A 13,872-nucleotide genomic window follows, 5' to 3' on the forward strand; every position below is an offset into this window, starting at 1 on the left:
TGCTACAATGCTGTGATATTGACGGTTATATCTCTCTGTTTTTGAGTTCCTTCGCCGTTAATACTTTCCTCACTGCATTAATTTGTCATGCTGTCAAGGGTGGCGACTTCTTCCTCCTACCTATTTTTCCTTGCTTTTTTTCTTCTTTTTCGCTTTTCAATCTTACTTTTCTTCTCTAAATTTTTTTCATAGCAAACTTTACACTATCAAATAATGATAGCATTTTATTAGTTGTTTTTCTCGATGATTCTTATCATGTTTTCTATTAAAAAAATCAAATATAACAGGGAATAGTAGTATGCTATGATGGAGTAAACCAACGTAAATTTAAAGTTGTTAAATCTACGTTGGTTTTAATAATTTCCTTGCCGTTTATGAAATTATCAATTCATGTATATTATATTGATAAAAAGCTAAAATAAAGAAGAATAATTTTATTAGAGGTGATAGCATGAAAAGGAGACTTACATTAGTTGCTCAACTACTAATTATAATTCTATTAATGGGTTGTAATGTAGGGAAAAATCAAAATTCTATAAAATCAAATAATAATCCAGCTGCTACTTCCACTAAAACTAATAAAGAGGAAGCGGATGTAATTAATATACCTGATAATATAAAAGACATGGGGAAAGGGTCGATATCGATTTCTACGCCTTCAGGAAGTTCTGAAAATGGAAAGGTACCTTTTATCTACAATAATAAAGATGCTACCATGGAGCAGATAGGATTGAATACTAATAACATTGATGGCAGCAAATTAAGTTATGTACTTGTTGATGGTATAATAAGTGACAAGGATCAATTAAGCGATAGTCAGTCTACATTAACTTTACAGGGTGATCATCTAAAAGCAGGCAAACATAAGGTAGAGTTACTTCAATTCTCTAATGATAAGCCTACAGGCAAAATCATTACTTATAAAACTGCTAATTATGAAGTTAAATCGAAATAAAACTATGTTTTATTTAGCAATATGAATTTTAATCTAATATATTATTTTTGATTTAAAATAACATTGTACATGTATTGTGGTAGCAGAATACGCTCAGCGAGTGTTTCTGCTGCCACAAAAATTTTAAATAATCATAGGAGCTAGGAATTTAATTTAAACATCTCTATTTTTTCTTTAAGATCGCTTGCCATGTTCTCTAAATCTACAGCTAGGGAACTGATCTGCTGTATAGTTGCATTTTGCTCTTCTGTAGTAGCAGATACTTCCTCAGCAGCAGCAGCAGTTTCCTCTGCTATTGAAGAAGAATTTTCTATTACAGATAACAACTTATCTCGTGTAACAATAATGTTTGATAGATTGGTATTCATATCATTTATCTTTGAAACGACATCACTTATAGCTGACCCTATCTCACTTAATGTATCATTAGTATTATTAACTGCTTCATTCTGTTCTACTACAACCATTTCTGCATCTTTCATAGTAGTTTTAGCAAGTTCAACATCTTCTTGTATTAGATTAATAATATCTTTTACGTTCAAACTAGATTGAGATGTACTTTCAGCTAATTTTCTTACTTCATCAGCAACTACTGCAAAGCCTTTCCCTGCTTCGCCTGCGCGGGCTGCTTCAATAGCCGCATTCAGTGCCAGCAGATTAGTCTGCTCAGATATTGATGTAATAGTTTCTGCTATCGTACCGACTTCATTTGCTCTATCGTAAAGATCATTTATTATTTTAGCTATATTTTGAGAAGCATTGCTGCTATCTTTAGTCTTTTCTTTTAGTATGGACATAGCGTTAATACCTTTTTGATTTGCAAGTGAAATTTTGTTTGAAGAGTTCAGTCCATTTTGTATGTGTGTTGCTAATACATTCAATTCATCCGATAAATTAGAGGAAACTTCTACTCCTTCTAAGGTATCAGTTACTTGGCTGCTAGCGCCTTCAGCTACTTGTGAAATTGACTTTGCGACCTCGTCTACTGATGCTGCGGTTTCTTCAGTGCTGGCAGAAAGTGTTTCTGACGACGAAAAAACAGAATTCATAGTTTTGCTAATATCATTTAATAAAGCTTTTATATTTGTAATCATCAGATTAAAACTTTCACTGAGCTGTCCTAATTCATTTTTTGATTTATAATCGCTGTATACTGTCATATCTCCTTTGGAAGCACGATTCATAAGCTTCATCATGTTTACAATAGGCCTAGTGATGACATTGGATATAAAATATACAAGCACTACTGCAAGTAATATTAATATTGCTGCGCTAATGATATTTTTTTGTTTTATCTGATTTGCAACAGACATAGCTGCGCTCTTCTTCTGTACTGTAATAACTGCCCAGTTATCAGACTGCCCCCTAAGCTTAATAGTGTGATAGGCACTGATAACTTTCTCATTGTTTTGATCAGTATATTCAGCTGTTCCAGACTCGCCGTTTAAGGCTTTCTCTGTTATTTCTCTTAGAGTAGAAGGTACCTTGATATTCTGTTGTTTGGTTTTATCATTTCCATTATCGTCTTTAATTGTATTTCCGCTACTATCTTTAAGTAATATAGTTTTCTTTAAAGTTTTATAGTTATATTCATTCTGAACTTGCTTTTTATCAGGATGGGCAATAACTACACCCTCACCATCGACAATAAATGAGTAACTTCCTTCACCAAGATTAGTTTTTTCAACCATCTTTTGAAGTGCATTCAGTTTTAAATCTGCGCCCATAACTCCTATCATATTTGATTTGCTATTGTATATAGGGAGTATTATGGATGTAACTGGCACGTTTCCTGTCAACGAAAAATATGACTTTGATACAAAGGGTTTCTTATCTTTCATAATTTGAAGAAACCACCAGCGGTCTGATCTATCACCAAGGTCTCCTGATGTTTTTGCTGTCTGCATACCATTTGTTTTCTGCACATATAACAAATCGAAGTAAGAATTTCTTTGAATGGAACTGGAGAGTACTGCCTTTTGTTTTTCAGCATTAAAACTTATTACATCAGAATTGTAAGATAGCTCTTCAGCTAGAGAATAAGCTTTATCTACTAGCTCACTTACATTATTTGATATAGATGCCGCGAAGGTTTTGTTGTTGGTTTTAAGATAAATTAGAAAACTATTTGTTATAAAGAAAGAACTTATAAGGTTAGAGACTATAAAGGGAATAAGTACAAGAAGTAATGTTATTACTATAAGCTGCTTTTTAATACTTTTCATTTGTGATCTCCTTTATTTCTTAAAATAATTAATTATCGAATGTATTATTACATAACATTCTAGTATTCTACATAAATGCCTAAAATCCTGCAAAATAAGCGGAAACAATAATTAGCAATGCCATAAGTTGTGACAAAACACAAGGCTTAGTAACCTTGCGTTTTATTTGATATACTCTGTTTATTGATGTGGTCCATTCCTTTGCTTTTGAGAAGGATAATTAAAACATAAATGAGAAAACTAAAGTAGATACATTAGTTGAAAGGCATATTGATTTTAGTTAATTTCACAAAATATGATAATAAATAAAACTCGATGAGATAATATAAAGGAAGTGAGAAAGTGGCTTTACAAACATATTTATATTTTAAAGGTAACTGCCGCGAAGCTATAGAATTTTATTCAAAGGTTTTTGAAACAGAGGAGCCTCAAATTATGCTGTTTGGCAATATGCCAGTAGATGATGACTTCGCACGTAATGAAGAAATGGAAAATCTAATACTACATGCAGAGCTTAAAATAAAAGATAGCAGGATAATGCTTTCAGATGTTCCGCCGGGCATGCCTTTTGTCATTGGAAATAATATTAGTCTGTTTGTTAGCAGCAGAGATATGGATGAAATTAAGCTATTTTTTAATAGATTAAAAGTTGATGGAAATGTTATAATGGAGCTCGAAGAAACTGCTTGGAGTAAGTGCTATGGACTTGTTGAGGATAAATTTGGTGTAAGATGGCAGCTTAGCTATGATAAAGAATAACATGTAAAAATTGCTTAAGCTTGATAGCACTAAGCAATTTTTATCTTTAGCATTTTTGTTTCCTGTAAATCAGAAAGTGGGAAATAAGAGCTAGACCTTGAAAGATAAGGCCTATTGCACAGACGCCATGCCATCCAAAATTTTGCCAGCAAAGAGTACCAAAGAAAGAACCAGCTGCACCACCGATAAAATAAGAGAACATAAAAACAGTATTATTACGACTGCGGGTTTTATCTCCTAAACTCTGTACTCGTGCTTGATTTGATATCTGACCACACTGGTTGCCAAGATCAAGAATGATTGCCCCTAACATAAGTCCCCACAGGTGAAAACCGAAAATAAGAAAGCATATGTAGGCAATGGTAGAAAGTATTATACCTATGCCTACTGTAAATTTAGGACTTTCTTTATCAGCGGCTTTTCCAACTAGAGGTGCAGCTAATGCACCGGCTACTCCAAAGAGTCCAAACAGGCCAGCTTCTTTTGTGCCCATGCTATAGGCAGGAGTTTCAAGCAAAAAGACAAGTGAAGTCCAAAATATGCTGAAAGAGCCAAACATAAAGAATCCATTAACCGCTGATTCACGCAGTGTAGGCTGGGTTCTTATCAAATCGGGTATTGATTTTAACAGCTCACCATAAAAGATTTTTTCTTCTGGTTTGTTTTTTGGAAAAAGTTTATAAATAAAGACAAATAAAATAGCAATGAATACAGCTGCAAAAATGTACACAATTCTCCAATTAAAAATTGATCCTACAATTCCACTAAAGGTACGTGATAACAAAATTCCTATAAGCAGTCCACTCATAACGGTTCCTATAACTTTACCTTGCTGGCCTTTTGGGGAAAGGTGGGCAGCATAGGGAACAATAAGTTGAGGAACTATAGTTGTAAGTCCAATTATAAACATTGCTGCAAGCATAAATAAATAAGCTGGTGAAAATGAAGTGCAGATTAGTGCTAAGGTTATTAAAACCAGCATACGCAATATAAGAGAACGTCTCTCGCACATATCGCCCAGAGGTGTTATAAATAAAAGTCCTAAAGCATATCCAATTTGTGTAACTGTAGCAGCTATTCCAGCTGAATTCTGTGATACGTGAAAAGTACTTACAATCTGCGCTTCCAGAGGTTGAACATAGTATAGATTTGCAACACAAACGGCACAGGCAACTGCCATTAGCAGTGTCAGTGATTTGGTTAAAACAAATTTCTTATATGTTATAGTATTATGCAATTAAATGAATCTCCCTTCAGAAAAATAATTAAATATAATTTACAGTGTATACGTGGTATACACTGCGTGTATAGAGAATTTTCACTTAAAGAAGATTCTCTAATTGTTCTAAAAAATAGTAAATGGTTTTTATGTCTTGTTCTGATTTACCTTGAACACAGGAAAAGATAGTTTTATTAATATTTTCATGATATTTTTTATGTTCACTATAGGCTATCCAACCCTTTTTTGTTAACGAAACGATGGTTTGAGACTTATTTTCCGGATTTAAAGCCTTAACAATAAGTTTTTTATCCTCCAATCTAATTAGTGTTTTTGAGATGGCACCCTTTGTAACGCTTTTTTTGCGTGCTATCTCTGATACAGAAAGCTTTTCATTATCACCTATAAATTCAATTAGATGAATCTCTGAAAGATGAAGTGTTTCATCCGTACCAAAGTTCCTAGCTTTACTATCAATTTCGTTAAATCGGTTTATGACATCAAGTAGTTTTCTCGGTAAATTATCGATTTGAAAATTTTTATCCATAACAATAATTGTATACCTGGTATACACTACTGTCAAGTATTATAATTAGAGTAAAGAGTTTGGATATAAAGTCGATGAATGTATTTTTGTTAATAATAAGGAAAAACACGTTATAAATTTATTATGAGGTAATAATTTACATGGTGATATTAACCTAAGTGGTTTTTTATACGTATACTTAAATGGTAAAAAAATCTTAAGAAAGGTACTGAAAAAGAAAAAGCCAAGGGAAATTATATTATTAGGAGGAAAATTTCTATGAAAACGAGACCTATATTAAAAAAGAGTGTAGCTTTTCTTCTGCTACTCACATGTGTAATTTTTTTACATCAGCCACTTGTTGTAAACGCAGCTTCAACAACAGAGAAAAAGGCATCAGTTAAATTTACAAAAGCAAAAATTAGCGGTTTCACAAAAATATCTACATTAACGAATGTGGATAATTACCTTGTAGCACTTGGGAAAAAGGCTAAAAGCAATACGTTAGCCTATAGCAGAGATGGTATAAACTTTAAGAATATTTCATTAGACTCTGCAGTTAATAAAAAATACAATAATGAAAAAATTAGCAGCATTGAAATGGGTTCATATCATCCTTACTATGTAAGGAAAAGAGGAATTATATTTATCTTAGGCTCAGCAACAACAAGTAAAGGAGAAATCCACCACTTTATTGTATCCATTACTAAGAGCATGAAAACTGTAAGTATTATTTCTTTAGATTCAGTTGTTAAGAAATTGAATTCAAAAGCAAAGGATATGTATGTTGATGACTATGCTAATTGTAACTATGAAAAAGGATATATTACAATAATCGGAGCCTACTATAACACTAATAATTCTAAAGTCCCATTTTATATCCTATCAAAAAATGGTTCAACATTTACTGCCTACAAAACACCAAGTACTAATGCCGCATATATTGATTTTATAGGAAATTATTTGGTTTCTTATGGGTGGCCACTAGATAAGGCAAGTAATGGACGTGGAGCTTTCTACTATTCAAAAGACTGCACAAAGTGGATTAAGGCTACTACACCTAAGCATTCATCATCAACTTCTTGGAATAGGTCTTTTTTCAAATGGGATAACTTTTGTACATCACCTGAAAATAACTCTTCTAATAAATATAAATTATTTTATACAAAAAACATGAAGGATTATAAAAGTATTAGCAAGGATTATGTTGTAAAAGATAACCATAGGTCTATGAATTTCGATGAATATGATAATAAATATATTGCTGAAGAGCATGGATTAGGAAGTAAAAATCAATTAGTTATTTCAGAAAGAAGCAAGCAGTCGGGAAGTAGATGGAAGGTACTGCTTAACTATAAACAAAAAAATTTCGGAGATTTCTACTATAACTCGCTAACTAATATGGATGGTGGAGTAGTGATTATCAAAGATGGAAATACTAAGAAGATTTATACACTTAAAAATAGAAAGAGTTATGGAACAACTATTGATGTTGGAAAGTTAGATATGTGCTATTTTACATCAACTGAGGCGTACGGAGGCTATGATAAGCAGTATATATTAGCTACCAAGAATAGTTTTACGAAAAACTATTTATTCAAAGCTCCAATTAAGTTCAATAAAATAGAAGAAAGTTCAAATAATAAATTTGGAGAAAGAATGTATGTTTATTCTGATTCTGCAGTATATTTTGTAAGTAAGACAGCTTTAGAAAAGGCAATGAAATAAGATAAAGCGGTTGTCGCACAGCAATTGAAAATTGCTGTGCGACAACCGTTTATTTTAAAAACTTTTAATTACAATATGCTGAGTATATTTAAATTATCTTTTAGTTTTCTTAAAGGTATTTTCAGCATTAGTTGAATCGCTGGTAAATGCTTTAATACAAACATTAGTATTCTTACACTCATCCTCTTTGGTCAAATCATACCAAACTATTCCGTCATCGCTTATATAGCTTTCATCTGGGTTAGCCGTAGCTCTGCTTGAATACCCATCAATCGGATCTTCAATAGGTAGCGGATATTTACTACCTGGTGACGTAAATTTAATTGAAACGGCAAATTCTTTGTTTTTTTCAAGCTGCACACCTGTATCTAGTTTGATAGTATGGTATCCTCCATATTCTATTGTGCCTGATTTTGTTAATTTAAGATCCGTAAAAGAATTTCCATTTACATTATTATATATCTTTATTTCATAAGAAGTATCCTGGGTTTTAGTATAGAAGGCTACAGCTGATATAACGCTGTTTGAGGTTGCAGTAAATACATTAGCAGCATACGCAGTATCTTCCTCATACCCATACCAATCTGTTACTCCAAGTGGATCATATGAATATTCTGAAGTATAGTTATCTGTGTCTTCAGCATCATTGAATGCAACATTTTCGGTAAATGCATAAACATCCTCATAAGAAATGTAGAAATAACCGTTATCACCCCAGTCTTTTCCCCAACTGTTTCTGACAATAAACGCACCATTGTGAGAAGGTTTCTTTCCACTTGGAGATTCGAATTTATTCCTGCTAAAATTATCATCCCATCCAACTATATCCACTTCATGGTTGATATAGTATTTCTTTTTTTTATGGTCACAATAATATGAATAATGTTCATCATCATAATATTTATCTTCATTCATATACATACCTGTATCAATAGCTCCAGAAGTAATAATAGCTTTTTTAATATTGGCATATAAACTATCTATATCATTTCCTGTAATGTAATCCGCATTTTGAATATGTTTCTGTGGCTGTAAATTTGAAGGCGATCTTTTTATTTTACCTGTATATTTATCCTCTTTTTCACTTACAGGACCATTCCACCTGCTCAGATAAGCAATTGCCATTCCAGGATATCCACCATCATTGTAGTTATTATCAAAACCACTTTTATTTATAAGATTGTTTTCTGAAAAATCTTGCTTTTCTTTAGGAAGCAGGGTTGATTCCAAAGATCCATATGCAGCAAATGCCCAGCATGTCCCCAAAGTTCCTTGATCTCTTATTGGCGTAATTCTTTTTAATTTTCTTAGATCATATTTAGCCGGCAAACCTTCAGCTTTGGAGAAAGTAAATTTATGACCTTCTTTTGGAAAATAGTGAGTATTATTACTAGGCGAAATTATATGTCCATAATTTTTTTCATGCTTGTCATCTGTTTGATTTGAACTCTTCACAATATTCTGTTTCTTATTTTGTGTATATTTTATAAATTCATTACTTAATGGTTCCTTTTTAAAATTCAACCTGCTTTTTTGTGCATATACCGTATTCCATGGTATGACTAAAGTTTCAAACAAAAATACTAAAACAGTTATTAACGGAAGCATTTTTCTCTTCAATGTTTTTTTCATTAGGATTCCCCCTTTTACCCATAATTTCATAAAGTTATATAATTTCTGATATTAAGTATTTATTTACAGCTTGGTTCCATTATATCACGAAAGTGGATTATTATTACTAAAACCTTATTGAAAATTCTGCGAGTACACATGTGGTTAATCCATTATGCAAAAAGGCTGCAGTTGAAATAACTGCAGTCTTTGAAAATTCACTTGAATCCATATTGTGTTTGCTATATTCATTATATCGCATCAAAAAAGCATAGTTGATCGCTTTCAGGAAGGCCTTTTAAGCAGCCAAAGTTTCTAAGCAGCTCTATTCCTGAATTACCAATCTTAGCACGTTTTTTTACATCTTCGACGGAACTAAACGGCATTTCTTGTGCAGCATTATATAAGCTTTCTGCTGCCACATTACCCATACCAGCGATACTGTTAAGAGGTGGCCTTAAACCTTCCTCCTCAACGAGAAATCTTGTAGAATGGGACTTATATAAATCAATCGACAGGAAATTAAAGCCCCTTTCATACATTTCAAGAACAATTTCCAAGTCGTCGTACATATCTTTATCCTTTGGAGAAGCTTGATTGCCCATCATCTGGATTTCCTTCATCTTCATCTTAACCTTTTCTTTTCCAAAGATCATAAATTCACTATCGAAGGCCTTGGCTCTGATGGAAAAGTAGGCTGCATAGTAAGCCTTTGGTATATGAACCTTAAACCAAGCTATTCTAAAAGCCATCATTACATAGGCCGCAGCATGGGCCTTAGGAAACATGTATTTTATCTTTCGGCAGGAATCTATGTACCATTCCGGAACTTCATGTTCTCTCATTAAAGCTTCATATTCTGCCCACTTTTCAGGATCCTTTAAAGCCTTTCCCTTACGAACAAGCTCCATTATCTTAAATGCAGTATTTGGAGGCAGACCTTTCTTTATAAGATAAATCATGATATCATCTCTTGTACAAACTGCTTCACTCAGCGTTACTATTCCCTGATCGATCAAGTCCTTGGCGTTTCCAAGCCAAACGTCGGTACCATGAGAAAGTCCAGATATACATAGCAGCTCTGAGAAAGTCTTTGGCATTGTATCCAAAAGCATTCCCCTAACGAACTTAGTTCCAAACTCAGGGATACCAAAGGTTCCAACCTTTGAATTTATCTGTTCCGGCGTTACTCCTAAAGCCTCAGTTGAGGAAAACAAAGACATTGTCTCCTTATCATCCAGCGGTATCTTATGAGGGTTTACTCCGGTTATATCCTGCAGCATTCTTATAACTGTAGGATCATCGTGCCCCAGTATATCCAGTTTCAACAGGTTCTGATCTATAGAGTGATAATCAAAATGCGTCGTTATGATATCTGAGGTTGGGTCATCCGCAGGGTGCTGTACAGGGCAGAACTCAAAGATTTCTCTTCCCTTTGGCACAACTATTATTCCTCCTGGATGCTGACCCGTGGTTCTTTTTATACCTGTGCAGCCTTTTGAAATTCTAGTTATCTCAGCTTTGTTTATAGGAATGTTCTTTTCCTCATAATATTTTTTAACATAACCAAAGGCGGTTTTTTCTGCTATGGTACCTATGGTTCCAGCTTTGAATGTTGTACCTTTACCAAAAATAACTTCTGTATATCTATGGGCTTTTGCCTGATATTCACCAGAAAAGTTCAGATCTATATCTGGTTCTTTATCACCATTGAAGCCAAGGAACGTTTCAAAAGGTATATCCATGCCATCCTTATCCAATTTTTCACCACATTTAGGACATACTTTATCCGGTAAATCGAAGCCGTTTTTAACGCCGTAATCCGCAAAGTCAGAGTATTTGCATTTAGGGCATCTATAGTGCGGCGGCAGAGAATTAACCTCCGTTATACCTGTCATATTTGCAACAAAGGACGATCCAACAGATCCTCTGGAACCAACCAGATAGCCATCTTCATTAGACTTCCATACCAGCTTCTGAGCGATGATATACATAACTGAGAAGCCATTCTTTATAATGGATTCCAGCTCTTTATCTAGTCTAGCCTGAACAATCTCAGGAAGAGGATCTCCATACAGTTCATGAGCCTTATCGTAAGCAATATTTTTAATGGTTTTCTCACAACCATCTATATGCGGCGGGCACTTTTCCGGGGAAATAGGGCTGATCTGTTCGCACATGTCTGATACTAGGTTCGTATTTGTAACTACAACTTCATAAGCCTTTTCCTCTCCTAAATATGAAAACTCCTTAAGCATTTCCTCAGTGGTTCGCAAATAAAGAGGAGCCTGATTATCTGCATCCTTAAAGCCCTGGCCCGCTTCAAGAATACGTCTGTAGATTTCATCTTCAGGGTCCATGAAATGTACGTCTCCCGTAGCTACTACTGGCTTATGCAGTTTTTCAGCTAAAGCTATTATCTTTTTATTAATTTCTATTAAGCGCTCCTTATTAGGTACTTGTTCTGACCTTATTAAGTAGTCATTATTTCCTAGAGGCTGGATTTCTAAGTAATCATAAAAATCTGCGATAGCTTCAATTTCCTCATCAGATTTTCCAAGCAGTATAGCCTGATACAATTCGCCTTCACTGCAGGCACTGCCGATAATAAGACCTTCCGAATATTGGTTATAAAGGCTTCTCAGTATTCGTGGTTTCTTGTAGAAATAATTTAAATGAGAATAGGAAACCAGCTTATACAAATTTTTTAACCCTACATAATTTTTAGCTAATATTATCGCGTGATAGGTTTTAAGTTTCTTATACTCTTCCTTTTTAGACTCCTGATTTGAGGCATACTTATCTACATCTTCAAGAGTTTCTGTACCTCTCTCTTTTAACATATCTATCATCACATTAAAAACCTTAACAGTAGTAGCAACATCGTCTAGCGCTCTATGGGCTACCTCAACTTTTATGCCAAGATTCTTAGCAATTCTTCCTAGCTTATATGTCTTATATTCAGGAAATAATTCCTGAGCCAATGATAACGTATCTAAATATGTAAAATCAAAATTATAACCAAGCACTTTAGCATTATGCTTTAAAAATCCTACATCAAATTCTGCGTTATGAGCTACCAATACACTTCCATCAATAAACTCCAGCAGCTTAGGAAAGACTTTATCTATCGTCTCTGCATCCTTAACCATATCATCGGTTATGTTAGTAACTTCAACGACTCTCATTGGAATAGGCTTTTCAGGATTTACAAAGCAGCTGAACTCATCAATAACCTTTCCATCTTTAACCTTCATTACACCTATTTCAGTGATTTTTTCAGTTATTGGCGAAAAACCTGTGGTCTCCAAATCCAGTACGCAGTATGTGGTATCAAGGTTCTGACCTTTAATATTTCTTATGGATGGCTTTTTGTCGGGTGCTAGATATGCTTCAACTCCATATATAATCTTCATATCTGGATTATCTCTTCCAAGCAGCTTATGTGCTTCAGGAAAGGCCTGCACTACTCCGTGATCTGTTATCGCAATAGATTTCATGCCCCAGCTCATAGCCCTTTTAATAAGATCGGTAGCACTGGTCATTGCATCCATCTGGCTCATTTGCGTATGCATATGCAGCTCAACTCTCTTAACCTCTGCATTATCCTGTCTCTTAGCCTTCTTTATGCCTTCTGTCTCGATTATAGTGTTAGCAATAAGTTCAACCTCGTGAGAAAAGGTACTCAAGCCAGCATTTCCTGCAAGCTTAACTCCTTTAGCTTTCTTAAGCCTTGAAAACACTCCATCACCTTCACCGGGCTTGCAGAACGTCTTACACGTCATGGAGCTGGAACCGTCATATAAATCAAAGGAAATAAGTATCTTTCCGCTCTTAAGTTCCTTAGACTCAATGTTTGATATTTCACCTTCTATAGCAATTCTACCTTCATCTGGCGTAATATCAGTAATCTTTATTACAGGCTCCTTGATGTGAGCATTTCTGCCTACTATAAGCCAAGGGTTTTTCTTTCCGTCTGCTTCAGCTCTGCCATCCTGTTTGTTTTCAAAATTTTCCTTAGATGGTTTAGGAGCAGCACTTGCAGCATTATTTATCTCTTGCTTTATGAATTTCATTTCATTTGCAGTTCTTTCTTCCTGCTGCTTAAGCATATCTTCACTGCTGACTTTATCAATAAAATTTATGTGAAAATCTGTACCATATAGGTTCTTTACAGCTTTATGTATCTTTTTGTCATAATCCATAGACTTTAAAAAGTCTGATGCCGCAATTTTTAGGTTGAAATTTATGTTATTATCTTCTATTTCGTAATCACTATTGTTTAATAGCACTGCCTTCAATGCAGGATATCTATTTGACACTGAGGCCACAATATTGTGAAGTTCTTCTTCAATAGGTTTCTTATTGGTTCCTTCAGAATAATTCACAGCAATTCTCGAATCCTCTAATGCAAATCTCTTTTGTATGAACTTATTTAGTTTTTCAATTTCGTTTATGTCGATATACTTATCCGAGTTTAATTTCATCTCCAGCGTCTTAGTCTTTTTCTTTAAGACTACCGACGCAACCATAGCAGTGTCTAAATTGCCTGCTGCTTCATAGTCACTAAAAACTTCATTTATTCTTTTCATACAATATCAGATATCCTTCCTCATAAAATTTTTAGTACGTTACTATTATATAAAATATTATTAGTATTTGCTATGAGAAAATGAGGGAAATAAATTTTATAAAGATATAGGAATACAGGAAGCAATTGTTATAAAAGTGTTACATTGAATTGATTAATATTAAAATTGCATGGAAATAGTGCTAATATAACAATGAAATAATAAGTTTAAATTATCAATAAGTTTGTAATTTAAAATATTGAGTTATGTCATTAACA

General features: G+C 33.9%; 8 protein-coding genes. 3 read left to right on the forward strand and 5 right to left on the reverse strand.

Going from position 1 to position 13,872, the window contains the following annotated elements; translation table 11 throughout:
- Positions 1 to 451: 451 nt before the first annotated feature.
- Positions 452 to 955: a hypothetical protein gene (locus CLORY_RS14545; RefSeq protein ID WP_079425725.1), complete on the forward strand. Its 504-nt coding sequence runs from the start codon at positions 452 to 454 to the stop codon at positions 953 to 955.
- A 140-nt stretch (positions 956 to 1,095) separates the two neighbouring features.
- On the opposite strand, the gene CLORY_RS14550 is transcribed toward CLORY_RS14545, so the two are convergent.
- Positions 1,096 to 3,180: a methyl-accepting chemotaxis protein gene (locus CLORY_RS14550; RefSeq protein ID WP_079425726.1), complete on the reverse strand. Its 2,085-nt coding sequence runs from the start codon at positions 3,178 to 3,180 to the stop codon at positions 1,096 to 1,098.
- A 342-nt stretch (positions 3,181 to 3,522) separates the two neighbouring features.
- Between CLORY_RS14550 and CLORY_RS14555 the strand changes: the two genes are divergently transcribed.
- Complete coding sequence (locus tag CLORY_RS14555) at positions 3,523 to 3,939, forward strand: VOC family protein (protein WP_079425727.1); 417 nt, start codon at positions 3,523 to 3,525, stop codon at positions 3,937 to 3,939.
- 46 nt (positions 3,940 to 3,985) lie between these two features.
- Here the strand turns inward: CLORY_RS14555 and CLORY_RS14560 are convergent, their stop codons facing one another.
- Positions 3,986 to 5,119 (reverse strand): MFS transporter, encoded by a 1,134-nt coding sequence (locus CLORY_RS14560; RefSeq protein ID WP_079425780.1) that lies wholly within the window; start codon positions 5,117 to 5,119, stop codon positions 3,986 to 3,988.
- A 142-nt stretch (positions 5,120 to 5,261) separates the two neighbouring features.
- Positions 5,262 to 5,705 (reverse strand): MarR family winged helix-turn-helix transcriptional regulator, encoded by a 444-nt coding sequence (locus CLORY_RS14565; RefSeq protein WP_079425728.1) that lies wholly within the window; start codon positions 5,703 to 5,705, stop codon positions 5,262 to 5,264.
- A gap of 258 nt (positions 5,706 to 5,963) precedes the next feature.
- Between CLORY_RS14565 and CLORY_RS14570 the strand changes: the two genes are divergently transcribed.
- Positions 5,964 to 7,412 carry a hypothetical protein gene (locus tag CLORY_RS14570; protein ID WP_079425730.1) on the forward strand — a complete coding sequence of 483 codons (1,449 nt, stop codon included), beginning with the start codon at positions 5,964 to 5,966 and terminating at the stop codon, positions 7,410 to 7,412.
- A gap of 93 nt (positions 7,413 to 7,505) precedes the next feature.
- Here CLORY_RS14570 and CLORY_RS14575 read toward each other — a convergent pair whose 3' ends face one another.
- Complete coding sequence (locus CLORY_RS14575) at positions 7,506 to 9,044, reverse strand: lectin like domain-containing protein (RefSeq protein ID WP_169911636.1); 1,539 nt, start codon at positions 9,042 to 9,044, stop codon at positions 7,506 to 7,508.
- Positions 9,045 to 9,274: 230 nt separating this feature from the next.
- Entirely contained in the window at positions 9,275 to 13,615 is a 4,341-nt protein-coding gene (gene polC, locus CLORY_RS14580; RefSeq protein WP_079425733.1) for a DNA polymerase III subunit alpha, read from the reverse strand.
- Positions 13,616 to 13,872 lie beyond the last annotated feature (257 nt).

The organism is Clostridium oryzae (assembly GCF_002029235.1).
Lineage (GTDB): Bacteria > Bacillota > Clostridia > Clostridiales > Clostridiaceae > Clostridium_AE > Clostridium_AE oryzae.